The sequence below is a fragment of the Oscillibacter valericigenes genome (assembly GCF_016902445.1).
GTDB lineage: Bacteria > Bacillota > Clostridia > Oscillospirales > Oscillospiraceae > Oscillibacter > Oscillibacter avistercoris.
On record NZ_JACSNX010000008.1, the window covers coordinates 38186 to 62330 of the forward strand.

General features: G+C 64.7%; 26 protein-coding genes. 11 read left to right on the plus strand and 15 right to left on the minus strand.

Annotated features, from left to right (window positions below):
* Window positions 1–36: 36 nt before the first annotated feature.
* The 6 genes from H9X91_RS07425 to H9X91_RS07450 are packed head-to-tail and all read left to right on the plus strand — an operon-like array spanning window position 37 to window position 5257.
* A complete protein-coding gene (locus H9X91_RS07425; protein WP_204803968.1) occupies window positions 37–987 on the plus strand; it encodes an ABC transporter permease in 951 nt (316 codons plus the stop codon).
* A complete protein-coding gene (locus H9X91_RS07430) occupies window positions 984–1796 on the plus strand; it encodes an ABC transporter permease (protein WP_204803969.1) in 813 nt (270 codons plus the stop codon). The genes H9X91_RS07425 and H9X91_RS07430 overlap by 4 nt, the downstream gene beginning before the upstream one ends.
* Window positions 1796–2587, plus strand: a complete 792-nt coding sequence (locus tag H9X91_RS07435; RefSeq protein ID WP_204803971.1) for an ABC transporter ATP-binding protein — start codon at window positions 1796–1798, stop codon at window positions 2585–2587. Before H9X91_RS07430 ends, H9X91_RS07435 begins: the two co-directional genes overlap by 1 nt.
* Complete coding sequence (locus H9X91_RS07440; RefSeq protein WP_204803973.1) at window positions 2584–3321, plus strand: ABC transporter ATP-binding protein; 738 nt, start codon at window positions 2584–2586, stop codon at window positions 3319–3321. The genes H9X91_RS07435 and H9X91_RS07440 overlap by 4 nt, the downstream gene beginning before the upstream one ends.
* 2 nt (window positions 3322–3323) lie before the next feature.
* Window positions 3324–4427: a DUF3810 domain-containing protein gene (locus tag H9X91_RS07445; protein WP_204803975.1), complete on the plus strand. Its 1104-nt coding sequence runs from the start codon at window positions 3324–3326 to the stop codon at window positions 4425–4427.
* Window positions 4428–4441: 14 nt separating this feature from the next.
* Entirely contained in the window at window positions 4442–5257 is an 816-nt protein-coding gene (locus tag H9X91_RS07450) for a glycosyltransferase family 8 protein (RefSeq protein ID WP_204803977.1), read from the plus strand.
* A gap of 60 nt (window positions 5258–5317) precedes the next feature.
* Here the strand turns inward: H9X91_RS07450 and htpG are convergent, their stop codons facing one another.
* Window positions 5318–7201: a molecular chaperone HtpG gene (gene htpG, locus H9X91_RS07455; protein WP_204803980.1), complete on the minus strand. Its 1884-nt coding sequence runs from the start codon at window positions 7199–7201 to the stop codon at window positions 5318–5320.
* Window positions 7202–7387: 186 nt separating this feature from the next.
* Between htpG and H9X91_RS07460 the strand changes: the two genes are divergently transcribed.
* Window positions 7388–7816 (plus strand): ribonuclease P Rpr2/Rpp21/SNM1 subunit family protein, encoded by a 429-nt coding sequence (locus tag H9X91_RS07460; RefSeq protein WP_204803981.1) that lies wholly within the window; start codon window positions 7388–7390, stop codon window positions 7814–7816.
* A 10-nt stretch (window positions 7817–7826) separates the two neighbouring features.
* Window positions 7827–8399, plus strand: a complete 573-nt coding sequence (locus H9X91_RS07465; protein WP_204803982.1) for a GNAT family N-acetyltransferase — start codon at window positions 7827–7829, stop codon at window positions 8397–8399.
* A 61-nt stretch (window positions 8400–8460) separates the two neighbouring features.
* On the opposite strand, the gene H9X91_RS07470 is transcribed toward H9X91_RS07465, so the two are convergent.
* The 6 genes from H9X91_RS07470 to H9X91_RS07495 all read right to left on the minus strand — a co-directional run bounded on the left by H9X91_RS07470 (window position 8461) and on the right by H9X91_RS07495 (window position 13295).
* The gene (locus H9X91_RS07470; protein WP_204803983.1) at window positions 8461–9537 is read right to left on the minus strand and encodes a branched-chain amino acid aminotransferase; all 1077 of its coding nucleotides are present in this window, start codon (window positions 9535–9537) and stop codon (window positions 8461–8463) included.
* Window positions 9538–9976: 439 nt separating this feature from the next.
* Window positions 9977–10513: a 2-oxoacid:acceptor oxidoreductase family protein gene (locus H9X91_RS07475; protein WP_204803984.1), complete on the minus strand. Its 537-nt coding sequence runs from the start codon at window positions 10511–10513 to the stop codon at window positions 9977–9979.
* Between the two features lies 1 nt (window position 10514).
* Entirely contained in the window at window positions 10515–11273 is a 759-nt protein-coding gene (locus H9X91_RS07480) for a thiamine pyrophosphate-dependent enzyme (protein ID WP_204803985.1), read from the minus strand.
* 1 nt (window position 11274) lies between these two features.
* Entirely contained in the window at window positions 11275–12345 is a 1071-nt protein-coding gene (locus H9X91_RS07485) for a 3-methyl-2-oxobutanoate dehydrogenase subunit VorB (protein ID WP_204803986.1), read from the minus strand.
* A gap of 18 nt (window positions 12346–12363) precedes the next feature.
* Window positions 12364–12576, minus strand: coding sequence for a 4Fe-4S dicluster domain-containing protein (locus tag H9X91_RS07490; protein ID WP_204803988.1), 213 nt, complete (start codon window positions 12574–12576; stop codon window positions 12364–12366).
* Window positions 12577–12611: 35 nt separating this feature from the next.
* The gene (locus H9X91_RS07495) at window positions 12612–13295 is read right to left on the minus strand and encodes a nucleotide-binding protein (RefSeq protein ID WP_204803990.1); all 684 of its coding nucleotides are present in this window, start codon (window positions 13293–13295) and stop codon (window positions 12612–12614) included.
* A 145-nt stretch (window positions 13296–13440) separates the two neighbouring features.
* Between H9X91_RS07495 and H9X91_RS14610 the strand changes: the two genes are divergently transcribed.
* The gene (locus tag H9X91_RS14610; protein ID WP_204803992.1) at window positions 13441–14124 is read left to right on the plus strand and encodes a FadR/GntR family transcriptional regulator; all 684 of its coding nucleotides are present in this window, start codon (window positions 13441–13443) and stop codon (window positions 14122–14124) included.
* 153 nt (window positions 14125–14277) lie between these two features.
* Here H9X91_RS14610 and H9X91_RS07505 read toward each other — a convergent pair whose 3' ends face one another.
* Entirely contained in the window at window positions 14278–16161 is a 1884-nt protein-coding gene (locus H9X91_RS07505) for a heavy metal translocating P-type ATPase (protein ID WP_204803994.1), read from the minus strand.
* A 158-nt stretch (window positions 16162–16319) separates the two neighbouring features.
* Here H9X91_RS07505 and H9X91_RS07510 point away from each other — a divergent pair, with 158 nt between their 5' ends.
* Together H9X91_RS07510 and H9X91_RS07515 are read left to right on the plus strand one after the other, a co-directional pair.
* A complete protein-coding gene (locus H9X91_RS07510; protein ID WP_204803996.1) occupies window positions 16320–16817 on the plus strand; it encodes a hypothetical protein in 498 nt (165 codons plus the stop codon).
* A gap of 192 nt (window positions 16818–17009) precedes the next feature.
* Window positions 17010–17477, plus strand: coding sequence for a GNAT family N-acetyltransferase (locus tag H9X91_RS07515; protein WP_204803998.1), 468 nt, complete (start codon window positions 17010–17012; stop codon window positions 17475–17477).
* A gap of 123 nt (window positions 17478–17600) precedes the next feature.
* Here H9X91_RS07515 and H9X91_RS07520 read toward each other — a convergent pair whose 3' ends face one another.
* From H9X91_RS07520 to aroB, 7 genes are all read right to left on the minus strand, one after another.
* A complete protein-coding gene (locus H9X91_RS07520; RefSeq protein ID WP_025545246.1) occupies window positions 17601–17876 on the minus strand; it encodes a metal-sensing transcriptional repressor in 276 nt (91 codons plus the stop codon).
* 62 nt (window positions 17877–17938) lie between these two features.
* Window positions 17939–18373 (minus strand): type II 3-dehydroquinate dehydratase, encoded by a 435-nt coding sequence (aroQ, locus tag H9X91_RS07525; protein WP_204804000.1) that lies wholly within the window; start codon window positions 18371–18373, stop codon window positions 17939–17941.
* The gene (locus H9X91_RS07530) at window positions 18354–19598 is read right to left on the minus strand and encodes a shikimate kinase (protein WP_204804002.1); all 1245 of its coding nucleotides are present in this window, start codon (window positions 19596–19598) and stop codon (window positions 18354–18356) included. The genes aroQ and H9X91_RS07530 overlap by 20 nt, the downstream gene beginning before the upstream one ends.
* 3 nt (window positions 19599–19601) lie before the next feature.
* Window positions 19602–20738 carry a bifunctional chorismate mutase/prephenate dehydratase gene (locus H9X91_RS07535; RefSeq protein ID WP_204804004.1) on the minus strand — a complete coding sequence of 379 codons (1137 nt, stop codon included), beginning with the start codon at window positions 20736–20738 and terminating at the stop codon, window positions 19602–19604.
* Window positions 20725–21816 (minus strand): chorismate synthase, encoded by a 1092-nt coding sequence (gene aroC / locus H9X91_RS07540; RefSeq protein ID WP_204804006.1) that lies wholly within the window; start codon window positions 21814–21816, stop codon window positions 20725–20727. The genes H9X91_RS07535 and aroC overlap by 14 nt, the downstream gene beginning before the upstream one ends.
* Entirely contained in the window at window positions 21806–23050 is a 1245-nt protein-coding gene (locus tag H9X91_RS07545; RefSeq protein WP_204804008.1) for a 3-phosphoshikimate 1-carboxyvinyltransferase, read from the minus strand. The genes aroC and H9X91_RS07545 overlap by 11 nt, the downstream gene beginning before the upstream one ends.
* Window positions 23051–24121 (minus strand): 3-dehydroquinate synthase, encoded by a 1071-nt coding sequence (gene aroB, locus H9X91_RS07550; RefSeq protein ID WP_204804011.1) that lies wholly within the window; start codon window positions 24119–24121, stop codon window positions 23051–23053.
* Window positions 24122–24145 lie beyond the last annotated feature (24 nt).

Here is a 24145-nt window from a genome sequence, read left to right on the forward strand (position 1 = left end):
GAGCGTTTGCCGCGGTCCCGGAGGGGAGATGATGCCATGAAGTACGTATGCAAGCGGATCTTGATGCTGCTGGTCACCATGGTCATCGTCTCCTTTCTGGCATTTGCGGCCTTTGATCTGATCTCCGGCAGCCCCGCGGAGATCATGCTGGGCACCCAGGCCACGCCGGACCGGGTGGCGGAGCTGGAGGCCCAGCTGGGACTGGACCGGCCCTTCCTGGTGCGGTATGTCTCCTGGCTGGCGGGGTTCTTCACCGGGGACCTGGGGACCTCCTACAGCTACAGCCAGCCGGTGTGGGAGCTGATCGCCCCCAAGGTGGGCATTACCCTGTGGCTGAGCCTCATCAGCTTCCTGCTGATCGCCGTGGTGTCCGTCCCGGTGGGGCTGTGGGCCTCCCGGGGGCGGAGCCGGCTGGGAGACGCCGTGGGGACGGTGCTGGACCAGCTGTGCATGGCGGTGCCGCCGTTTTTCACCGGCATCCTCATCTCCTGGCTGTTCAGCATCACCCTCCACTGGTTCGTCCACGGCCAGTTCCCGGATCTGGGAACGGACCCGGCCGGGGCGCTCCAATATCTGTTCTTTGCCGCCGTGGCCATTGCCGTCCCCCGGATCGCCATGACGGTGCGGATGCTCCGCTCCACCATCCAGGGGGAGATGCGGAAGGACTATGTCCGCACCGCCATCTCCCGGGGCAATGACCGCTCCGGCGTCCTGCGGCGCCACGTGCTGCGCAACGCCCTGGTGCCGGTGGTGACCTTCCTGGCCCAGACCATGGCGGAGATCGTGGCGGCCGGCATCGTGGTGGAGCAGGTGTTCGCCATCCCCGGGCTGGGGCGGCTGCTGGTGTCCTCCATCTCCAACCGGGACTATCCGGTGGTGCAGGCCATCGTGGTGATCCTGGCCTTCTGGGTGGTGCTGGCGGGCACGGCGGCGGACATCGTCAATCAGCGGATCGACCCCCGCCTGCGGCTGGGAGGTGCGTCATGAGACGGAAGATGAACGGATATCTCCTGGCGGGGCTGATCCTCACCGGCTTCATGGCGGCGCTGATCCTGACGGGCCTGGTGTGGACGCCCTATGACCCGGACGCCCTGATGGCAGGTCCCAAGCTGGAGGGGCCCTCCCTGGCCCACTGGCTGGGGACGGACAGCTTCGGCCGGGACATCTTCAGCCGGGTCCTCCGGGGCGCGGGCACCACCTTCCTCATCGCGGTGAGCACCGTGGCTGTTGGCGCGGTGTGCGGCACGGCGGTGGGAGCCTGCACCGGATACTTCGGCGGTCTGGTGGACGAGGCGCTGATGCGCTTCAACGACGCCATGACGGCCTTCCCCAGCATTCTGCTGGCTTTGGTGCTCATCAGCATCCTGGGGCCGGGGAACAAATACAATGTAGTGATCGCCCTGGGGCTGGTGTTCATCCCCAGCTTTGCCCGGGTGACCCGGTCCGCCTTCGCCGCCCTGCGGGATGTGAACTATGTGAAAAGCGCCCGGCTGATGGGGGCCTCCAGCGGCCGCATCCTGGTGCGGCAGATTTTGCCCAACACCATGCAGGTGCTGCTGCCGGCCATCACCATCGGCTTCAACAACGCGGTGCTGGCGGAGGCGTCCATGAGCTATCTGGGTATCGGCGTCACGCCGCCGGACGCCTCCCTGGGCTATATGCTCTCGGAGGCACAGGGGATGCTGACCAGCGCCCCCTGGTACGCTCTGGGCACCGGCGGCGCCATCGTGCTGCTGATCTTCGGCGTGGGCCTCATCGGCGAGGGGCTGCAGCGCCGGGGCGGGGAGGTGTCCTGATGCTGGAGATCCAAGACCTGCATGTAAAATTTCACACCCGGCAGCGGGAGGCCGTGGCCGGCGTGTCCCTGACCATCCGCGACGGGGAGATCCTGGGCCTGGTGGGCGAATCCGGCTCCGGCAAGTCCGTCACCGCCATGAGCGTGGCGGGGCTGCTGCCCCGGAAGCAGTGCGACTTCTCCGGCCAGATCCTGTTGGACGGCGTGGAGCTGCTCCACGCGGATCGCAGTCTGCTGCGGAAGATCCAGGGAAAGGACATCGGCGTGGTGTTCCAGGAGCCGATGAGCGCCATGGACCCCCTGATGATCATCGGCCGCCAGGTGGAGGAGGTGTTGCGGATCCACACGGACCTCTCCCGGGAGGAGCGGCGGAGCCGTGCTCTGGAGGCCCTGGCGGCGGTGGAGCTGCCGGACCCGGAGGGCGTGTACCGGAAGTACCCCCACGAGCTCTCCGGCGGCATGCTGCAGCGGGCCATGATCGCCGCGGCCATTGTGGCCCGGCCCCGTCTGCTGCTGCTGGATGAGCCCACCACGGCCCTGGACGTGACCATCCAGGCCCAGATCCTGGAGCTGCTGAAAAAGCTGAACCGGGAGTCCGGCATCTCCATGCTGTTCATCTCCCACAACCTGAACGTGGTGCGGAAGCTCTGCACCCGCACGGCGGTGATGCAGCGGGGCGTGCTGGTGGAGGAGGGGGACATCGAGACGGTGTTCCACCACCCGCAAGACCCCTACACCCAGCGGCTGATCGCCGCCATTCCCACCCGGCACCGGAAGGGGGAGACACCATGAGCGAGCAGGAGCTGGTGCTGTCTGTCCAGCATGTCACCAGCGGCTACCGCGCCGGCGGCGTGTTTCGAAAGGGGCCCTATCAGGAGGTCCTCCACGACGTGACCTTTGACGTGCGCCATGGGGAGATCCTGGGTCTGGTGGGCGAGTCCGGCACCGGAAAGTCCACCCTGGCCAAGACCATCCTGGGCATCGTGAAGCCGGACCAGGGCCAGGTGATCCACTATACGAAACGGCCCCAGATGATCTTCCAGGACCCCTTCAGCGCCCTGAACCCCGCCTACTCGGTGGCGTGGACGCTGGAGGAGCCCCTGCGGATCTATGGCAAGTACGACGGGGCGGAGCGGAAGCGCCGTGTCCGGGAGATGCTGGACCGGGTGGGCCTGCCGGAGGAGTGTCTGGCGGCAAAACCGGCGGAGCTCTCCGGCGGACAGCGGCAGCGGGTGTCCATCGCCGCAGCCCTGATCCAGCGGCCCCGGTTCCTCATTGCCGACGAGCCGGTGTCCGCCCTGGACGTGACCATTCAGGCCCAGATCCTGGACCTGCTGCGGGCGCTGCGGCGGGAGCTGGACCTGAGCTACCTCTTCATCTCCCATGATCTGAACGTGGTGTACCAGCTCTGCGACCGGGTGCTGGTGATGAAGGAGGGCCGTATCATTGAACAGGGCACGGTGGACGACATCTTCGACCACCCGAAAGCGGACTATACCAAGCAGCTGCTGGCGGCAGCGGAGTGAGCATGACATTTTTCAAAACCCATCGAAAACTGCATATCTGGCTGCTGGCAGATTTGATGCTGCTGGCGGCCTTCCTGCTGGCCCGGGGGCACAGGCAGTGGATGAATGCGTGGGAGCGCGTTGTGTCCGCCCCGATCCGGCGGGCTCTGGGCAGCCTGTGCGATCGGCTCTCCTTCTCTGTGATGGAGGTGCTGTATGTCCTGGCGGCCGTCCTCGTGCTGGCCTATGTGGTGTGGAGCATCGCGGCGGTGGTCCGGGCCAGGGGACGGCGGAAGCGCCGGGCCTGCAGCGCGGTTTTGGGGGCGGCCTGTGCCGGACTGAGCATCTGCGCCGCCACCTGCCTGCTGTGGGGGGTGTGCTATTACACGGATACCTTCCAGGACCGGTCCGGCATCCGGGCGGAGGAGGTATCGCTCCCGGATCTGACGGCGGTGACCGCGTGGTTCGCGGAAAATCTGGCGGAGACCGCCGATCAGGTGCCCCGGGATGAGAACGGGCTTTTCGACGTCTCTCTGGATGGCATCTTTGCCGAGAGCACGGATATCTATGAGGGGGCGGAGGACCTGTTCTCCTTCCTGGAATTTGAGGACCAGGTGCCCAAGCGGATGTTCTTCTCCAGGTTGATGAGCGCCATGAACTTCACCGGCGTCTACTTTGCCTTCACCGGGGAGTCCAACATCAATGTGGACGCCCCCGCCTGCCTGATCCCCTCCACCATCGCCCACGAGCTGTCTCACCAGCGGGGCATCGCCTCGGAGCAGGAGTGCAACTTCCTGGCGGTGCTGGCCTCCACCACCAGCGGCAGTCCGGTGTACGCCTACTCCGGCTGGCTGATGGGGTACATCCACCTGGGCAATGCCCTGTACCGGGCGGACCCGGAGGCCTGGCAGGCCATCCGGGACAGTCTGCCGGACACGGTGCGGGCGGATCTGGCATATAACAACGCCTACTGGGCGTCCTTTGAGGGCGCGGCGGCAGACGCCAGCCAGAAGTTCTACGACACGATCCTGAAGGGGTACGGACAGGCCGACGGCATCCGCTCCTACGGGACGGTGGTGGACCTGCTGGTGGCCTATTACCGGGACACGGCCCGGACCAACGGATAGGAGGACTTGTCCACATGAACATTCTGGTGACACTGGACCGCAATTATCTCCCGCCTCTGCGGGTGATGCTGGGCTCTCTGCTGCGGAATGATCCCCGTGAGACCTTTGACATCTACACCATCGGAGACGGCCTGCGCCCGGAGGACTGGGCGGGGTTGGAGGCGCTCTGCGCCGGCCGGGGGCGCATCCACCCGGTGGAGGTGCCGGCGGATCTGTTCGCCGACGCGCCGGTGGCCCGGTACTGGACCCGGGCCATGTACTACCGGCTGCTGGCGGCGGAGCTGCTGCCCCGGTCTCTGGACCGGGTGCTGTATCTGGACCCGGACATCCTGGTGATCAATCCCGTCCGCGCCCTGTATGACACGGACCTGGAGGGAGACCTGATGGCCGCCGCCACCCACACGGGCCTGCTGGCTGGCATCACGGACCCGGTGAATCGGCTGCGGCTGGAGAACTACGAGGCGGAGGCCTACTACAACTCCGGCGTGCTGCTGATGGACCTGACCGCCATGCGGCGGGAGGTCCGGCCAGCGGACATCTTCGACTACGCCCGGGAGCACGCCGACATCCTGCTGCTGCCGGACCAGGACGTGCTCAACGGCCTCTACGGCGGGCAGATCCTGGGGGTGGATGACAGCCTGTGGAACTACGACGCCCGGCGGTTCGACCGCTATCTTCTGGTGAGCCAGGGAGAGAAGGACATGGACTGGGTGATGGACCACACCTCCCTGCTCCACTTCTGCGGCAAGCGCAAGCCCTGGAACCGCAGCTATCAGGGGCGGTTTTCCGCTCTGTACAAGCACTATCAGCGGCTGGTGGAGCGGCAGTAGTGCGAAAGACAGAAAATCCCCGTGCCGGATGCTCCGGCACGGGGATTTCTCATATCCGGGTCACTTCATCAGCTCACATACCAGGTCGGTGTAGCCGGAGGGATCCTCCAGGGGCAGGCCGGCGATCAGCAGGGCCTGGTCGTACAGCAGCGTGGCGTACTTCCTGGCCTTCTCCGGGTCCGCCGTCACGGCGGCCTCCAGGGCCTGGAAGGCGGGGTGGTCCACATTCAGCTCCAAAATGCGCTCGGCGCGGATGGCGCTGTCCGGCTGGACCGCCTGGAAGTACTTCTCCATCTCGAAGCTCAGGCCCTCCCCTGCCGTCAGGCACACGGGGTGGGACTTCAGGCGGGCGCTGGCCTTGACCTCCTTCACCTGGTCCCCCAGGGTCTCCTTCACAAAATCGAAAGCGGCCTTGTGGGCGCCGGCGGCCTCCTCGGCCTTCTTTTCGGCGCCCTCCTCGATCTCCTGGTCCAGGACGGAGCGGAACTCCTTGTTCTGATAGGTGTGGAGGATCTGGGCGCAGAATTCGTCCACCTCCTCGGTGAAGTAGAGGATCTCCGTGCCGGACTCCCGCAGGCCCTCGGTCTGGGGCAGCCTGTCGATCTTCTCCAGGCTGTCGCCGGCGGCGTAGTAGATATACTTCTGGTCCTCCTTCATCCGGGAGACGTACTCCGCCAGGGTGACGGGCTTCTTCTCTGTGGAGGAGTAGAACAGCAGCAGATCCTGCAGCAGGTCCTTGTGGGCGCCGTACTCCGCCACCACGCCGTACTTGAGCTGCCGGCCGAAGTTCTTCCAGAACTTCTCATAGCCCTCCCGGTCGTCCCTCAGCATCTTGGCGAGCTCGCTCTTGATCTTCTTCTCCAGGTTGGAGGCGATGACCTTCAGCTGCCGGTCGTGCTGCAGCAGCTCCCGGGAGATGTTCAGGGACAGGTCGGGGGAGTCCACCACGCCCCGGACGAACCGGAAGTGCTCCGGCAGCAGGTCGGCGCACTTGTCCATGATGAGCACGCCGTTGGAGTACAGCTGCAGGCCCTTCTCATACTCCTTGGTGTAGTAGTCGAAGGGTGTGGCGCCGGGGATGAACAGCAGTGCCTTGTAAGTGACGGCGCCCTCGGCGGACACGGCGATGACCTTCTGGGGATCGGCGTAGTCGTGGAACTTGTCCCGATAGAACTTGTTGTACTCCTCCGGCTTCACGCTGGACTTGCGGCGCTGCCAGATGGGCACCATGGAGTTCAGCGTCTCCTCTTCCTGATACGTCTCATACTCCGGCTTGTCGTCGGGGCTGCCCTCCTTCCGGCGGGTCTTGGAGACCTCCATCCGGATGGGGAAGCGGATGTAGTCGGAGTACTTCCGCACCAGCTCCTGGAGCCGCCAGGACTCCAGGAACTCGCTGTATTTCTCGTCGTCGGTGTCCGGCTTGATGTGCATGATGATGTCCGTGCCCACACTGTCACGCTCACACGCGGTGATGGTGTAGCCGTCGGCCCCGGCGGACTGCCACATCCAGGCGGTGTCGGCGCCGTACTTCTTCGTCACCACGGTGATGTGGTCCGCCACCATGAAGGCGGAGTAGAAGCCCACGCCGAACTGGCCGATGACGTCGGTGTCCTTGGCGTCGTCCCCCACCTCCTGCTTGAACCGATAGGAGCCGGAGGAGGCGATGACGCCCAGGTTGTTCTCCAGGTCCTCCCTGTCCATGCCGATGCCGTTGTCGCTGACGGTCAGGATCCGTTGTTCCTTGTCCGCTTTGATCTCGATCTTGAAGTCCTTGCGGCTCATGCCCACGGAATCGTCCGTCAGGGCCTGATAGCACAGCTTGTCACAGGCGTCGCTGGCGTTGGAGATGATCTCCCGGAGAAAGATCTCCTTGTGGGTGTAGATGGAGTTGATCATCAGGTCCAGCAGCCGCTTGGACTCCGCCTTGAACTGTTTCTTTGCCATGATACAGCACTTCCTTTGGGTGTTTTTTTACAACGTACACAGTATAGCACTTTGAACAAAACAAATAAATGACCAATTTGTAAATTCCTGCCGGGAAAGGTTGTGCATTCCGCCGCTTGCGTGTAAAATAGGGAGAAAAAGAACCCGCGCGGTTTCAGACTGCCGGGAAAAAGGAGTCCTCAAAATATGGGAGTGTTCCAAAAGATCGGAAACGCGCTGGCACGGTTCATGTACGGCCGCAACGGCGTGGATCAGCTGAGTCTGGTCATCGTGGTGGGGAGCCTGGTGCTGGATCTGATCTCCATGCTGGTTGCGCCGCACCTGCTTTGGCTGGGCAATGCGCTGTACCTGGTGTCCATCGCCGCCTGGGTCTACGCTCTGTTCCGGATCTTTTCCCGCAATCTCACCAAGCGCCGGGGCGAGAACCAGCGGTGGATGAGCTGGATCTGGCGGATGAAGAGCAGCCAGCAGGGAGCCAGGGCCCGCCACGCCGACAAGGCCCACAAGTACTTCACCTGCAAGAACTGCAAGACCATCTGCCGGGTGCCGGTGGGCAAGGGTAAGATCATCATCACCTGCCCCAAGTGCGGGGCACAGATCCACGCCAAGACCTGAGGGGGCAGTCATGGGATTTCGGTTTGCCGCACCGGCGGACAGTGCCGCCCTGCTGGCGATCTACGGCCAGTATCTGGACACCCCCACCACCTTTGAGTGCGTGCTCCCCTCAGAGGAAGAGTTTGCCGGGCGCATCACAGCCTTCGGGGGAACGTACCCCTATCTGGTGTGGGAGGAGGACGGGCGGATCAGGGGCTATGCCTACGCCCACCGCCAGGCGGAGCGGGCGGCCTATCAGTGGAACGCGGAGCTGTCCGTCTACCTGGACCGGGACTGCACCGGACGGGGCGTGGGCCGGCGGCTGTACAGCGCCCTGATGGACATCCTCCGCCTCCAGGGCATCCGCACGGTCTATGGCTGTGTCACCCTGCCAAACGAGAAGAGCGAGGGGCTCCACCGGACCATGGGGTTCCACAAGCTGGGCACCTATCACAGCGCCGGCTACAAGTGCGGCGCCTGGCACGATGTGGCTTGGTTTGAAAGGCCCATCGCACCCTATGACCAGGACCCGGCGCCCATCCGCTCCATCGGAGAGATCCCGGCGGAGACGCTGGCGGAGATCCTGCGGCGGTATGAGGCCTGAAAAGAAAAAACACGCGGAGCCAGATGGCTCCGCGTGTTTGTGTTTTGGTGGATCCGGGAAATCAGTCCTTGCAGACGGGGACGATCCAGCCCTTGGTGTCGGGGATCTTGCCCCACTGGATGCCGGTGAGGGTGTCGTACAGCTTCTGGGTCAGCTCGCCGATCTTGCCGCCGCTGATGAACACCTTGTCGCCCTTCCAGTCCAGCTCCTTGACCGGGGAGACGACGGCGGCGGTGCCGGTGCCGAAGACCTCCTCCAGCTTGCCGTCGTGGCCGGCCTTCATGATGTCGGCGATGGCCACATGCTCCTCGCAGACCTCATAGCCCCAGTCGCGCAGCAGCTCGATGATGGAGCGGCGGGTGACGCCGGGCAGCACCGTGCCGGTGCAGGGGGCGGTGTAGATCTTGCCGTCGATCTTGAACATGATGTTCATGGAGCCGACCTCTTCCACGTACTTCTTCTCCACGCCGTCCAGCCACAGCACCTGGGCGAAGCCCTGCTCCTCAGCCATCTCGCCGGCCTTGATGGAGGCGGCGTAGTTGCCGCCGCACTTGGTGAAGCCGGTCAGGCCGGGAGCGGCGCGGATATACTCATCTTCCACATAGATACGGACGGGGTCGATGCCCTCGGCATAGTAGGCGCCGGAGGGTGCGCAGATGATGCAGAACGTGTAGTTCCGGCTGGCGTGGACGCCCATGCCCACGTCGGTGGCAAAGACGAAGGGGCGGATGTACAGGGAGGCGCCGTCGGTGTGGGGCACCCAGGACTTATCCACCTCCACCAGGGTCTTCACGGCCTGCAGGAAGTCCTCCACCGGGATCTTGGGGATGCACATCCGGTCAGAGGAGTCCTGGAGACGCTGGGCATTGCACTCGGGACGGAACAGCTGGATGGTATTGTCCGCAGTCCGATAGGCCTTCAGGCCCTCAAAGATCTCCTGGGCGTAGTGGAAGATGACGCAGGCGGGATCCAGAGAGAAGGACTGATAGGGGACGATGCGGGGATCATACCAGCCCTTGCCAGCGGTGTAGTCCATCAGGAACATGTGGTCGGTGAAGATTTTGCCGAAGCCAAGCTTGCTCTCGTCCGCGGGCTTTTCCTTGGGACTGGTGGTCTTGGTGATTTTGATATCCAGCATGTTGATCGCTCCTTAAAATGTAGTTTGAAGTTTGGGCGGTAATAAAAAAGACTTTCGCGCACTCCTGCCGTCAGACAGGAGAGGCGAAAGTCAAACTTCCGTGGTACCACTCTCATTGCCGCCGGAACGGCGGCCTCTCATTGACCCTGGTAACGGGGGGCGGCCGGTGCGGCGTACTGAGGAGGGCTCCCGTTCCGCGCACTGCTCCCGGGGGAGACCGCAAGACCCATCCCCGCCGCCTTGCACCGTCCGGCGGCTCTCTGCAGGGGAGAGAGATCTTCGGCATGTCCCGATCTGCGCATGATCGCTCTATTCGTCTATGGATTCTTTTATACGCTGATACAGAGACAAAGTCAACTGTTAAAATGCACAGAAAGTCCGGCGGCCTGGAAAAAAGGGGCCGGTGAGCACGCTCACCGGCCCCTTCGAGGGACAGGGATCACTCGATGCAGGCCATGCCGCGGTGGAACGCCTCGATGTTCAGGGGGACGAACTTGGCCTTGGAGCCGGTGAACATCTCCTGGATCATCTTCTCGATGGTCTCCGGCTTCAGGACCTTGGTGCCGGCCACATAGGCGCCCAGCATCACCATGTTGCTGACCTTAGGGTTGCCCACCTCGTCAGCGATCTGGGAGCAGGGGATGTAATAGGCCTTCAGATCCGGGCGGGTGACCTTGTCGGTCACCACGTCGCTGTTGACGAAGACGGAACCGCCGGGGACCACGCCGGCCTCAAACTTGGCCAGAGAGGGCTCGTTCAGGGCGATCAGCTCCGTGGGATGGGCGAACACGGGGGAGCCCACCGGCTTGTCAGACAGAACGACGGAGCAGTTGGCGGTGCCGCCCCGCATCTCGGGACCGTAGGAGGGGGCCCAGGTGACATTCAGGCCCTCGGCCATGCCGGCCTCCGCCAGATTCTTGCCGATGGCCAGACCGCCCTGGCCGCCGAAACCGGAAATGATGATCTCTTTCTTCATCTCACTTCACCTCCGCGTTCTCCGGAGCCGTCTCTTTGATGACGCCCAGAGGATAGTACGGGACCATGTTGTCCTTCAGCCACTCGTTGGCCTTCAGCGGCGTCATGCCCCAGTTGGTGGGACAGGTGGACAGCACCTCGATGAAGGTGAAGCCCTCATTGTTCATCTGCTTCTGGAAGGCCTTCTTGATGGCACGCTTGGCCTTGTTGATGTTGGCGATGTCAGTGACGCAGACCCGCTCGGCATAGACACAGCCGTCCAGAGTGGACAGCAGCTCCGCCATGCGGATGGGCATACCGGCCTGTTCCTTGGTGCGGCCCTCCTGGCAGGTGGTGGCCTTCTGGCCGATCAGGGTGGTGGGGGCCATCTGGCCGCCGGTCATGCCGTAAATGGCATTGTTGACGAAGATGGTGGTGAACTTCTCGCCACGCATGGCGGCGTGGACGATCTCCGCCGCGCCGATGGAGGCCAGGTCGCCGTCGCCCTGGTATGTAAACACCGCCTGATGGGGATGGGTGCGCTTGATGCCGGTGGCAGCGGCAGGAGCACGGCCGTGAGCGGCCTCCTGCATGTCACAGTTGAAGTACTTGAAGGCGAAGACGGAGCAGCCGACGGGGCAGACGCCGATGGCGTCGTCCAGCAGGCCCAGCTCCACCAGGGACTCCGCCACCAGCTTGTGGATGATGCCGTGGTGGCAGCCGGGGCAGTAGTGGAGCTCCGCATCCGTCAGGCCCTTGGATTTCTCATATACGATTGCCATGTCACTTGCCCTCCTTCAAGGCGGCCTTTGCCGCATCCACCATCTCTTCCACCGTGGGCATCACGCCGCCGGCGTGGCCCAGGTAGTGGATGGGCTTTCTGCCCTCCACGGACAGCCGCACATCGTCGATCATCTGGCCGCAGGAGCTCATCTCCACGTCCAGGAACGCCTTCACGTGATCGGACTTGGAGAGGGTGCGCAGCGCTTCCTCCGGGAAGGGCCACAGGGTGATGGGCCGGAACAGGCCCACCTTCAGACCCTCGGCGCGCAGGGTCTCGATGGCGGTCAGGGCGATCCGGGCAGGGGTGCCGTAAGCGGTGATGACCACCTCTGCGTCGTCGCACTGGATCTCCTCATAGCGGAGCTCGTTCTTTGCCATCAGATCGTACTTCTCCCGCAGGTGCTCGTTGTGACGGTCACACTCATCGGGGTCCATGTACAGGGAGTTGATGATGTTGTTGTGATCCCGCTCCTTGCGGCCGGTGGTGGCCCAGTCCTTGGGCGGCAGATCCCGCTTGGGGACGGGACGCCACTCGATGGGCTCCATCATCTGGCCAATCAGGCCGTCCATGACCACCATGACGGGGTTGCGGTACTGGTCGGCGATGTCAAAGGCCTCCTGGACGAAGTCCACCGCCTCCTGCACGTTGGAGGGAGAGAGGACCACGGTCCGGTAGTCGCCGTTGCCGCCGCCGCGGGTGGCCTGGTAGTAGTCGCCCTGGCCGGGCTGGATGGTGCCCAGGCCCGGGCCGCCGCGCATGCAGTTGACGATGACGCAGGGCAGCTCGGCGCCCGCCATGTAGCTGATGCCCTCCTGCTTCAGGCTGATGCCGGGAGAGGAGGAAGAGGTCATGGCCCGCATGCCGGCGCCGGCGGCGCCGTACACCATGTTGATGGCAGCGACCTCGGATTCTGCCTGGACGAACACGCCGCCTGCCTTGGGCAGATGGGCGGACATGTATTCCGGGACCTCGCTCTGGGGAGTGATGGGATAGCCGAAGAAGCAGTCGCAGCCGGCACGAATGGCTGCCTCGGCAATGGCTTCATTGCCTTTCCAAAGTTCTTTTTCCACCGTCAATGACCTCCTTTTTCAGAATTTTTCCACGGTGATGATGGAATCCGGGCAGATCTTTGCGCAGCTGGCGCAGGCGATGCACGCCGTGATGTCCGTCACGTGGGCGGGGTGATAGCCCTTCCGGTTGATGACGGTCTGATCGATGGCCACGATGTGTTTCGGGCACACGGTGGTGCACAGCTCACATCCCTTGCACCGGTCAGAGTTGAAGGTTACCTTGGCTGTCATGTCTGAAGACGCCTCCTTTTCTCCCTGCCGCGGGGTCAGCGCTCCCACGGCTTTTTCATGTTTATGGTGATAGGGAACACGGGTTCCCTCAGGTCTGACACAGCATCCGCAAAACGGACCTCTGCCGTGTGGCAGAGGATGGGGATCCCCGTCTGCCGGGAGACGGCTTCCGCCAGGGCCGCGCCCTTGCGGATCTCCGCAGGCGTGGTCTCGCCGCACAGATGGGTGTTGTTCACGATGCCCGAACAGGTAAGGCCGGTGACGGCCTCGATGGACCGGAGATAGGCGATGGCATGTTCTGCCTCCCGCACCTCCGGCCGGTTGGCGTTGAGCACGAAGATCAGCTGATAGTCCTCCTGGACGATCTTGGGCTGGAACCGGGCCAGCACCCGGGCGCCCACCGGGTCGCCGCCGATGTCCAGGATCCCCCGGATATCCCGGTTCTCCAGAATGGCCAGCAGCTCCGCCGGCAGAGCGGGGACGTCCGCGTCCGAGCAGGCCTGGGAGGAGGAGATCACCTGGATGCCCGCGGCCTCCAGCTGGGGCCGCCGCTCCCGGGAGCGGAAATAGGGGTTGACGATGTCCAGGTCCGCCAGCATGACCCGCTTGCCCTCAGCGGCCAGAGCCAGTGCCAGATTGACGGAGAGCTCTGTCTTTCCCGTGCCGTAATGGCCGGTGATGATGGAGACCCGGTGAGAAAACAAGGTCTGGGCTGTCAAAAGCGGCTCACCTCACATTTTTCAAAAAAAGAGTTGTATTATTTTTAAATCTGTTGTATGATGTCATTGTACCCTAAAAGAGATGTGATGTCAAGAGGGGAATCTGTGCCAAAACACGATCTGCGGCAGGAAAGGGAGGCAGGGCATGGGAGACGGAAGAAAGGTGAAGCTGTCGGAGCGGACGGCGGACCGCCTGTATGAGCTGATCATGGAGGAGCGGCAGTTTGCCCCGGGCAGCAAGCTCCCCAATGAGAACGAACTCAGCGAGTCCCTGCATGTCAGCCGCACCACCCTGCGGGAGGCCATCTCCTTCCTGGTGGCCCAGGGGGTGCTGGAGATCCGCCGGGGCAAGGGCACGTTCGTGGTCCAGGACCTGCCGGACAGCGGCGTGGACCTGACGGCCCTGTCCAGCCTGCGCTCCCGGGTGCGGGCCAGGGATCTCTTTGAGATGCGCCTGATCTTTGAGCCTGCCACCGTGGCCCTGGCCTGTCAGCGGGGCACCGACGAGGAGCTGGCCCAGATCCGGCAGAAGGCGGAGCGGATGGAGCGCATCGCCAAGGCGGGGGGCGACTGGGCCCTGGCGGATCAGGAGTTCCACATGGCCATCATCAAGGCGTCCCACAACGAATATATGCGGCGGCTGTATCCCATCATCAACAGTGCGGTCAATGAGATCATGCAGGTCTCCGTCAACCGGGAGCACATGCAGAGCATCGCCATTGCCGACAACTATACGATCCTGGACTTTCTGATGCAGCGGGACGAGGTGGGTGCCCGCCACGCCATGAGCATCCACATCCGGCATCTGCTGAACACTCTGAAGGGCTGACAACACGATAGTTGAGAGACGAACGCGCCCCCGGAACGACCCGGGGGCGCGCATTTTTGGAAAGAGGTCAGACCGGCGGCTTCCGGGACCCGGAGGCCTTCGGCCGCGGCGCGGGCAGACACGGGCGCCGGGGCCGTGCGCCCCCGGCGGGTATCATGCCCGCTTCCGCCACTTCAGCAGCAGGGAGGAGTTGACGATCACCAGCACCGACCCGGCATTGTGGACCAGGGCGCCCACCACCGGATCCAGAATGCCGGTGATGGCCAGGGCGATGGCGAGGAAATTCAGGGTCATGGAAAAGGTCAGATTGACCTTGATGGTCCGCATCATCCGCCTGGAGAGGGCCAGCAGGTGGGGCAGCTCCCGGATGTCGTCGTTCACCAGGGCGATGTCCGCCGCGTCCACGGCGATGTCGCTGCCCACGCCGCCCATGGCGATGCCCACGTGGGCCCGCTTCAGGGCGGGAGCGTCGTTGATGCCGTCCCCCACCATGCACACCAGCTTACCCGTCTGCTGGCTGCGGTCGATCCAGGCCAGCTTGTCCTCCGGCAGGCACTCCGCCTGGAAGGCGGAGATGCCCAGCTCCCCGGCGATGTGGCGGGCGGCCTTCTCGTGGTCGCCGGTCAGCAGCACCGGCGTGACGCCGGCGGCCTGGACATTCCGGATGGTCTGGGCGGCGTCGGGCCGCAGGGTGTCCGCCAGGGCCAGAAAGCCCGCCGGACGTCCGTCCACGGCGATGTAAATGACGGTGCAGCCCTGCTCCCGTGCGGGGGCTGCGGCCTGGGACAGGGGCTCCCAGGGGATGTTCCGCTCCGTCAGCAGCTCCCGGTTGCCGGCGATGACCAGATGGCCCCTCACCGTGGCGGACACGCCCCGGCCGGGGAGCATCTGGAAGTCCTCCGCCTCCGGCGGCGCCTCGCCGGTCTCGGTCCGCCAGCCCTGGGCGATGGCCCGGCCCAGCGGGTGCTCGGACCGGAGCTCCGCCCCGGCGGTCCAGCCGTAGAGGTCCTGCCGGGAGATGTCCGGAAGAATGCTCTCCACCGCCGTCACCTGGGGGGCGCCGAAGGTCAGGGTGCCGGTCTTGTCAAAGGTCACCTGGGAGACGGAGGCCAGCCGTTCCAGGGCATCCCCCTCCCGCACCAGGAAGCTGTGCTTCGTGGCGTTGCCGATGGCGGCCATGATGGCGGTGGGCGTGGCCAGCACCAGGGCGCAGGGGCAGAACACCACCAGGATGGTCACCGCCCGAATGGGGTCCCGGGTAAGGAGGCCCGTCAGGGCGGCGGCGGTCAGGGCCGCCACCACGATCCAGGTGGCCCAGCGGTCCGCCAGCCCCACGATCCTGGCCTTGCCGGCGTCGGCGGACTGGACCAGCCGGATCATCCGCTGGATGGAGCTGTCCTCCCCCACCTTGGCGGCCCGCATCTCGAAGGCGCCGAACTGGTTCACCGTGCCGCTGGACACCTGGTCCCCCGGCCCCTTGTCCACGGGCAGGGACTCGCCGGTCATCACCGCCTGGTTGATGGAGGTGTGTCCCGTGAGGATGACGCCGTCCACGGGGACGGTCTCCCCCGGCAGGACCCGGAGCACGTCGTCCACCGCCACCTGCTCCGCCGGGATGACCTCCTCCCCGCCGTCACGGAGCCTGCGGGCGGTCTGGGGGGTCAGATGCACCAGCTTCTCGATGCCTGCCCGGGCCTTTGCCACGGTCAGGTCCTCCAGCAGGGCCCCCAGCTGCATGATGAAGGCCACCTCGCCGGCGGCGAAGTCCTCCCCGATGAGGAGGGAGGCGATGAGGGCGATGGACACCAGCACGTCCGCCTTGATGTCAAAGGCCGTCACCAGGCCGATAATTGCCTCCAGGATGATAGGGACGCCGCAGAGGAGCACCGCCGCCCAGGCGGCGTCAAAGGGCAGCTGGGGCAGGAGGTCGAAGATGCTGACGAGCAGGGCGACGCCGGAGAGGACCAGACAGGTCACGTCCTTCTTCACGCCGCCCCACTCCAGAAACCGCTCCAGGGCATGGATCACGGGGGTCACATCCTTTCTTTATACCTATAGGGGTATAAGTATCGTACACCAGAGGAAGGCCTCTGTCAAGGAAAAGATGCGCCCGGCCTTGCCTTTTGGGGCGGCGGTCCATATAATGGGTTTATCTGAATTTCAGCGCCGCTCCGGCGCGGGAGGGGGATCGTGCGATGGGCTTTCTCAATAAAAAACCGATTATCAAGACTGAGGGCTTTCAGCCGCTGGAACTGAATGAGGGCAATGTCCAGGCAATATTTAATAGATGCTTAGCAACTAAAGATTCTGTAGACTTTATAGGAGCTACATTATTTACTAAAGAAACCGGTTTTTCAGAAAATTCAAAGCAAATTGTCTTTGATAAAAAAGAGATTTTAAAAAATAAAAGTACGATTGCATATTTATACAGTCAATTACATGATGTATCATATTCTGAAATTATAACTCCATCTTCTGCTGCGATTAACTACGATTCAAATGTTTGGACAAAAGACATCGGTGTTATTTTAAACTTCTTGCATTTAGGATATGCAACTAAAATGTTTCGACCATTTATTAAAACTGAAAGCTCTACTGCTGCTGTGTTATTACCGATTTTGCCCACTCTCTCCCCCAAAGACCCCTACTTCCCAGCCTGGTGGGAGGAGCACAAATCTGAATGGGAAGCATGACCCCGTAGGGGCGGACCTATGTGTTCGCCCGTCCGCCAGTTCCGCACCGGTTCCCCGGGCGGCAGATTGCCGCCCCTACGGCATGGAACGGGGGCCGGTCCGTCATTGGGGGCCGGGCCGTTTCATCATCGAAAAACGGGCCGACACACAGGCCGGCCCCTACGGGGACATCCCGACGGAAAGGAGCATCCCATGGACCTTCGCCGCTACCGCACCGAGGACCTGCCCGCCCTGTCCCGCTTGTTCGGCGAGACGGTCCGGCGGGTGAATATCCGGGACTATACTCCCGCCCAGGCGGAGGCCTGGGCCGCCGGGGAGGCGGACCTGCTGACCCGGGACGACTGGTTCCGCCGTCTGTACACCCTGGTGGCAGAGATCGACGGCCGGATCGCGGGCTACGGCAACGTGGACGGCACCGGTTATCTGGACCACCTGTTCGTCCGGTGGGACTGCCAGGGCCGGGGCGTCGCCACGGCCCTCTGCGACGCGCTGGAGGAACACTGCCGGGAGATGGGGCTGACCGCCGTCACCGTCCACGCCTCCAAGACGGCCCTGCCGTTTTTCCTCCACAGGGACTACCAGGTGGAGCGGGAGCAGCAGGTGCCGGTGCGGGGGCAGGTGCTGACCAACTACGCCATGCGCAAGACCCTGAACAGATAAAAGTGAAAAGATAAAGGATAAGAGATAGCCCCTGGAGAAAAGCATCTTTTATCCTTTATCTTTTATCTCTTATCTTCCCTCTCCACTCTAAAGAAAAAGAGGCGCCGCAGGCGCCTCTTTTTCTTATCCCATGTTGGAGAACCGCTCCACCGCCTTGGTGAAGCTCTCGATGGTCTTGTCCGCGTCGCCGTGCTGGATGCCGTCCCGGACGCAGTGCTGGATGTGTCCCTCCAGGACCACCTGCCCGCACTTGTGGAGGGCGGACTTGGCGGCGTTGATCTGGGACAGCACGTCCTCGCAGGGCACGTCCTCGTCCACCATGCGGTCGATGGCCTGCACCTGGCCGATGATCTTCTTCAGCCGCCGGTGCAGATTGTCCGCGTCCATGCATTGTCTCATACCGACACCTCCCGGATACCCAATGGGGTATGGGCATATTATCCGCCAGAGGCCGCGGTTTGTCAAGCGTCCGCGCCGCAGAGGAGCCGCAGAGCGTCCAGATATCCCGGCAGTCCCCGGCCCTTGATGGTGGCCGTGCAGGCCGCCCGGATGTAGGACACATGGCGGAACTCCTCCCGGCTGTCCGGGTCGGACACGTGGACCTCCACCGTGGGGATGCCCACAGATTTCACTGCGTCCAGCAGGGCCACGCTGGTGTGGGTGTAGGCGCCGGGGTTGATGATGATGCCGTCCACATGGTCAAAATAAGCCTGCTGGATGGCGTCCACCAGGGCTCCCTCGTGGTTGGACTGGAAGAAGGAGACGGTGACTCCCAGCTTGTCGGCCTCCGCCTGGATCATGGTCTTCAGGTCCTCATAGGTCTCGCGGCCGTAGATCTCCGGCTGGCGGATGCCCAGCATGTTCATGTTGGGGCCGTTAAGTACCAGAATGTTCACAAAAATCCCTCCAGATGGCGGCGGCGGTGTCCTCCACCGCGCCGCTGTTGTCGATCTCCGCGTCCCGGAACCGCCGGTACAGGGGCGCCCGCTCCCGCCACATGGCTTCAAGGTCCGCCCCCTGGGACAGAGGCCGGCCCTCGGTGGGCAGCAGGGAGAGGTCCCGCACCAGCTGATAGATGCGGCCGTTCTGATGCAGGGCGCCGTAGTTGGCCGCCGTCTTGACGATGCCGCCGCCGGTGAGCAGGATGACGCCGGTGCGCTTCCCGGCCTCTGCCGCCGCGGCGGCCTCCCGGGCCCGGAAGCCGGACTCCCCCTCCCGGGAGAAGATCTCCGGGATGGAGCAGCCGGCGTCGGCCGCGATCATTTGATCCAGGTCCACGGCCTCCCGGCCGGTGAGGCGGGAGAGGGTCTCCCCCACCGTGGTCTTGCCGCTGCCGGGCATGCCGATGAGGACGATGTTGGTCATCTCCCTCCGGAGCTGGGCCAGGATGTGTTCGTTCTCGCCGGCGGGGATGGTCTTGCCGAAGAACCGCTCCTCCGCCGCGGACGCCTGGGCCACCAGCATGGGCAGCCCGTCGGAGCAGGGGATGCCCCGCTCCTCCGCCTGGAGCAGCAGCGCCGTGCGGCGGGGGTTGTAGATGACGTCCAGCACCCCCTCCAGGGCGGGGAAGACCGCCAGATCCACCGGCTGTTCGCCGTTTTTGGGGTACATGCCCACCGGGGTGGTGTTTACCAGCACCTGGGCGTCGGCGTGGCGGCCCAGGTTCTCATAGTTGTCCGGGCCGGAGCGGGAGATCACCGTGATCTCCGCCGCCCCCTCCTGCCGGGCGGCGGCCTGGGCCGTCAGGGACGCCCCGCCGCTGCCCAGGATGACGACTTTCTTTCCGGCCAGGGAGATGCCCGCCCGGCGGGCCATGTAGCGAAAGCCGTCGATATCCGTGTTGCAGCCCATCAGCTTGCCGTCGGGCCGGCGGACAATGGTGTTGACGCTGCCGATGGCCTCCGCCGCCGGGTCGATGACATCGCACAGGGGCATCACGTCCCGTTTGTAGGGAATGGTGACGTTGAGCCCGCCGATATCCTCCCGGCGGAGGAAGGGGGCCAGCTCCTCCGGCTCCAGCTCGATAAGGCGGTAGCCGGCGCAGCCCAGGGCGGTGTGGATGGGCACGGACCAGCTGTGCCCCAGCTTCCGGCCCAGCAGGCCGTAAACGCGTTCGCCCATGGCTCAGACTTCGGCGTAGTTGCCCAGGAAGTGGAAGCCGGCGCAGCTGCGCTCCAGCTCCTCCAGCATGGCCAGGACGCCCGGCTCCTGGACGGAGGCCTCCAGCTCCAGGAAGAAGATGAACTCGAAGTTCCGGCCCGTGACGGGGCAGGACTCCAGTTTCGTCATGTTGATGCCCAGGGCCGCCAGCTTGGAGAGGATCTCGTACAGGGCACCGGGCTTGTTGTCACAGGCGATGATCAGGCTGATCCGGTTGGCGCCGGCGTAGATGACGGGGTCCTTGGTGACGCAGATGAAGCGGGTGTAGTTGTTGTCGCTGTCCTGGATCTCGTCGTTGATGGTCTCCAGACCGTACAGAGCGGCGCAGGGGTGGGAGGAGATGGCGGCCGCGTGGCGGTCGCCCCGCTCCGCCACCATCTTGGCGGCCATGGCGGTGTTGTCGCAGGGGATCACCCGCACGCCGTTGAGGCCGTTCAGGAACTTGCTGCACTGGCCGATGGCCTGCTCGTGGGAGTAGATCTCCGTGATGTCGCTCATCTTCACGCCGGGCAGGGCCAGCAGCTCGTGGCGGATGCACAGCCGAGTGGAGCGGACAATGGACAGGTTGTGGTCCTGGAGCAGCTCGTACACTGCCCGGACAGAGCCGTTGGAGCTGTTCTCGATGGGCAGCACGCCGAACTTGCACAGGCCCGACTCCACGGCGGACACCACCGCCTGGAAGGTCTTGACATAGACGATGTTGCCCCGGGGCAGCAGCCGGTCGCAGGCCACCTGGGAGTTGGCGCCCTCCACGCCCTGGCAGGCCACCAGGCCCGTCTGGGGGAACACGGCGTTGATGTCCGCCAGGGCGGCCTTGATCTGGGCGCCCACCTTGGTGGGGGCGTCGATCAGCTCTGCCTGCCGGGACCGGGCCAGCTCAAACAGGGTGGAGAACAGGTGGTAGGCGTACCGCTCCTTCTCCCCGGACTTCTCCGTCACCTTGGCCAGGATGGCCCGCTCCCGCTCCTTGTTCAGGATGGGCAGGTGGTGCTCGTTCTTGTAGGCGGCCACCTCTTCGGACAGGTGCATCCGCTCCAGGAACAGGTCCAGCAGCTGGTCATCCACTGCGTCGATCTTCTCGCGAATTTCAGAAAGTTCCATGATTTCCCTCCAATAGTAAGTCTAGCAAAACGGCGGCGGTGACCGCCTCCACCACCGGGACGGCCCGGTGGGCGATGCAGGGGTCATGCCGACCGTGGATCACAAGGTCTGTATTCTCCCCGGCGGACAGGCTGACGGTCCGCTGGGGCCGGGCGATGGACGGCGTGGGCTTCATGGCCGTCCGCAGGACCAGGGGCATGCCGCTGGTGATGCCCCCCAGGATGCCGCCGGCGTGGTTGGTCTCCGTCACCACCCGGCCGTCCTCCATACGGAAGGGGTCATTGTTGGCGGAGCCGCAGGACCGGGCGGCGGCGAAGCCGTCCCCGAACTCCACGCCCTTCACGGCGGGGATGCCGAAGAGGGCCGCCGCCAGCCGGTTTTCCACGCCGCCGAACATGGGGTCCCCCAGCCCAGCGGGCAGGCCGACGGCCGCGCACTCGATGACGCCGCCCACGGAGTCCAGGTTCTGCCGGGCCTCCAGGATCAATGCCTGCATCCGCTCCCCCGCCTGGTCGTCCAGCACCGGGAAGGGCTTGGCGGCCACCGTTTCAAACAGCTCCTTCGTGGGCCGCAGGGGGAAGGGGGCGTCCTGCTCCGTCCCCACGGACCAGAGGTGGGCCCCCACATACACGCCCCGGCGGGAGAGGATCTGCCTGGCGATGCCGCCGGCAATACACAGGGGCGCCGTCAGCCGGCCGGAGAAGTGGCCGCCGCCCCGCATGTCCGCCTGGTCTCTCCACTTCACATAGGCAGTGTAGTCCGCGTGGCCGGGCCGGGGCTTGTCCCGGAGCTCGCTGTAGTCTGACGAGTGCTGGTCGCCGTTTTCGATGACGGCGCACAGCGGCGCGCCGCAGGTGACGCCGTTTTCCAGGCCGGAGAGGAACACCGGCACATCGGACTCCTTCCGGGCGGTGGACAGGCGGTTCTTGCCGGTCCGGCGCCGGTCCAGGAAGCGGTCCAGCTCCTCCAGGTCGATGGCCTCCCCGGCGGGCAGGCCGTCTACCACCACGCCGATGGCCTTTCCGTGAGACTGGCCGAACACGGAGATCTTCAGCAGATTTCCAAACTCAGAGGACATGGATGTCACCTCCCAGGGTCTTGTAGACCTCCCAGAAATCCGGGTAGGATTTTTGCACGCACTCGGCTCCCAAAACGGTGACGGGACCGGAGCAGGCGGTGGCGGCGATGGCCGCCGCCATGGCGATCCGATGGTCGTTGGCGCAGTCCACGGTGCCGCCGGCGAGGGGACCGCCCCGGACCGTCAGAAAGTCCGGGCCCTCCTCCGCCCGGCCCCCCAGGGCGGTCAGTGCCGCGGCGGTGGTGGCGAGCCGGTCGCTCTCCTTCATCCGCAGTCGCGCGGCATTCGTAAAACAAGTGGTGCCGGAGCGCACCGCCGCCATCACCGCCAGGGGCGGCAGCAGATCGGGACAGCCGGAGACGTCGATCTCCGCATCTCCCGGCCGGGCCAGCTTCCAGTAGAGTTCGCTGACCACCTTGTCCCCCTGGGCGGAGTCCGGGTCCAGGCCCCGGGTCTCCACCTGGCTGTCCAGGAAATCAGCGGCGTACCAGAACCCCGCCTGGGACCAGTCCGCCTCCGCTGTGGCCGTAAAGGGCTGGTAGGCCTGGCCGCCGGGGACACAGAGGGTGTTTTCGTCTGCCCACCGGGTGGTGACGCCGGCGGCGGCCAGTGCCTGCCGGGTCATCTCCAGGTAGTCCCGGCTCTCCAGAGGCGTGGTGGATACCAGAATGGAGTCCCCGTTCAGCAGGGGCAGGGCGAACAGCAGCCCGGTGAAGAACTGGCTGGACACGTTGCCGGGCAGGCGGTAGGCGCCGGAGTCCAGGGCCAGGGCATCGTACCCCCGGCCGCCGTTCACGGTGAGGACGTTGTCCTCCAGCTTCCAGGCGACGCCCTTCTCCCGGAACAGGTCCTCATAGGGTTTCAGCGGGCGCTCCATCAGCCGGCCGCGGCCGGTGAAGGACGCCTCCCCCTGCACCAGCAGGGCCACGGGGATGAGGAACCGCAAAGTGGAGCCGGACTCGCCGCAGTCCAGAATGGGGGCGGGGCCCGCCTGGACAACGGAATTTCCCAACCCATGGATCCGGAGTCCGCCGTCCGGCAGGTCCTCCATCCCGGCCCCCAGGGCGGTGAGGCACCGGCGGGTGGCCTGGATGTCCTGGGAGTCCGCCAGACCGTGGAGGACGCTTCTCCCGCCGCTGAGGGCGGCGGCAATCAGCAGCCGGTGGGCCTGGGACTTGCTGGGGGGCGGCGTCACGGCGCCGGAGAGTTTTTTCGGGATGATCTGAAGGTCCATTTACGCCTCCAGTCCCGCCCGGATGATGGGCAGCAGCTCCGCCACCGGCACCTTCCGCAGCTGGCAGGCGCCGATTTTCCGGGGGATCACCAGGGTGATGTCCCCGCCGGCGCGCTTTTTGTCGGAGAGGGCCGCCTCCGCCAGGGCTTCGGCGGAGAAGTCCGTGCCCGTGGGCAGGCCGTTTTTGGCGAGACAGGCGGCAATGCGTCCGGCAATGGGTTCCTTCGTCCAGCCCAGGGTCTCGGCGGACCGGGCGATGACGGCCAGCCCCGCCGCCACGGCGTGGCCGTGGGGGATGGCATAGCCGCTGCACTTCTCGATGGCATGGCCCACGGTGTGGCCCAGGTTCAGGAGCTTCCGCTCCCCCTGCTCTTTTTCGTCCCGCTCCACCACGCCGGCCTTGTAGGCCACGCACCGGGCGATGACCTCCCCCGGGTCGGCGGTGAGGGTGCCGTCCTCAAACAGGGCGAACAGCCCCTCATCGGAGAGGACGCCGGTCTTGACGGCCTCGGCGGCCCCGTCGGCGAACACGTCGGGGGGGAGCGTCTTCAGGCAGTCCGTGTCGCAGATCACGGCGGCGGGCTGGCAGAAGGCCCCGGCCAGGTTCTTTCCGGCGGTCAGGTCCACGGCGGTCTTGCCGCCCACGGAGGAGTCCACCGCCGCCAAAAGCGTAGTGGGCAGCTGGACATACCGGATGCCACGGAGGTAGACGGCGGCGGCAAAGCCCGCCATGTCCCCCACCACGCCGCCCCCCAGGGCGGCCACGCAGTCGGTGCGGGTCAGGTGCTCCGACGACAGAAATTCCAGCAGCTCTGCCAGGGTGGAGAGGTCCTTGTGCCCCTCCCCCGCCGGGAACACGTGGGAGCAGACCGTAAAACCGGCGCCCTCCAGGGCGGCGGTGACGGTATCCAGGTACAGGGGGGCCACGGTGTCGTCCGTCAGGACAGCGATCTTCCGCTGCCCCAGCAGGGCGGCCAGGTAGTCTCCGCACCGGCCCAGCAGGCCGCTGCCGATGGAGACATCGTAGGACGGCTGGACCCGGACGGGAATGGTTCGGATGGAGTCAGTCATGGAAAAACTCCTTTATAGAATAGT

Coding starts and splice junctions, on each gene's coding strand:
- H9X91_RS07520 (WP_025545246.1), bottom strand. CDS start 17,876: ATGAGACAATGCATGGACGCGGACAATCTGCACCGGCGGCTGAAGAAG.
- H9X91_RS07535 (WP_204804004.1), bottom strand. CDS start 20,738: ATGGAACTTTCTGAAATTCGCGAGAAGATCGACGCAGTGGATGACCAG.
- H9X91_RS07460 (WP_204803981.1), top strand. CDS start 7,388: ATGGGAGTGTTCCAAAAGATCGGAAACGCGCTGGCACGGTTCATGTAC.
- H9X91_RS07440 (WP_204803973.1), top strand. CDS start 2,584: ATGAGCGAGCAGGAGCTGGTGCTGTCTGTCCAGCATGTCACCAGCGGC.
- H9X91_RS07445 (WP_204803975.1), top strand. CDS start 3,324: ATGACATTTTTCAAAACCCATCGAAAACTGCATATCTGGCTGCTGGCA.
- H9X91_RS07470 (WP_204803983.1), bottom strand. CDS start 9,537: ATGCTGGATATCAAAATCACCAAGACCACCAGTCCCAAGGAAAAGCCC.
- H9X91_RS07465 (WP_204803982.1), top strand. CDS start 7,827: ATGGGATTTCGGTTTGCCGCACCGGCGGACAGTGCCGCCCTGCTGGCG.
- H9X91_RS14610 (WP_204803992.1), top strand. CDS start 13,441: ATGGGAGACGGAAGAAAGGTGAAGCTGTCGGAGCGGACGGCGGACCGC.
- H9X91_RS07435 (WP_204803971.1), top strand. CDS start 1,796: ATGCTGGAGATCCAAGACCTGCATGTAAAATTTCACACCCGGCAGCGG.
- H9X91_RS07430 (WP_204803969.1), top strand. CDS start 984: ATGAGACGGAAGATGAACGGATATCTCCTGGCGGGGCTGATCCTCACC.
- H9X91_RS07425 (WP_204803968.1), top strand. CDS start 37: ATGAAGTACGTATGCAAGCGGATCTTGATGCTGCTGGTCACCATGGTC.
- aroB (WP_204804011.1), bottom strand. CDS start 24,121: ATGACTGACTCCATCCGAACCATTCCCGTCCGGGTCCAGCCGTCCTAC.
- H9X91_RS07490 (WP_204803988.1), bottom strand. CDS start 12,576: ATGACAGCCAAGGTAACCTTCAACTCTGACCGGTGCAAGGGATGTGAG.
- H9X91_RS07530 (WP_204804002.1), bottom strand. CDS start 19,598: ATGGGCGAACGCGTTTACGGCCTGCTGGGCCGGAAGCTGGGGCACAGC.
- H9X91_RS07510 (WP_204803996.1), top strand. CDS start 16,320: ATGGGCTTTCTCAATAAAAAACCGATTATCAAGACTGAGGGCTTTCAG.
- htpG (WP_204803980.1), bottom strand. CDS start 7,201: ATGGCAAAGAAACAGTTCAAGGCGGAGTCCAAGCGGCTGCTGGACCTG.
- aroC (WP_204804006.1), bottom strand. CDS start 21,816: ATGTCCTCTGAGTTTGGAAATCTGCTGAAGATCTCCGTGTTCGGCCAG.
- H9X91_RS07475 (WP_204803984.1), bottom strand. CDS start 10,513: ATGAAGAAAGAGATCATCATTTCCGGTTTCGGCGGCCAGGGCGGTCTG.
- H9X91_RS07545 (WP_204804008.1), bottom strand. CDS start 23,050: ATGGACCTTCAGATCATCCCGAAAAAACTCTCCGGCGCCGTGACGCCG.
- H9X91_RS07450 (WP_204803977.1), top strand. CDS start 4,442: ATGAACATTCTGGTGACACTGGACCGCAATTATCTCCCGCCTCTGCGG.
- H9X91_RS07480 (WP_204803985.1), bottom strand. CDS start 11,273: ATGGCAATCGTATATGAGAAATCCAAGGGCCTGACGGATGCGGAGCTC.
- H9X91_RS07515 (WP_204803998.1), top strand. CDS start 17,010: ATGGACCTTCGCCGCTACCGCACCGAGGACCTGCCCGCCCTGTCCCGC.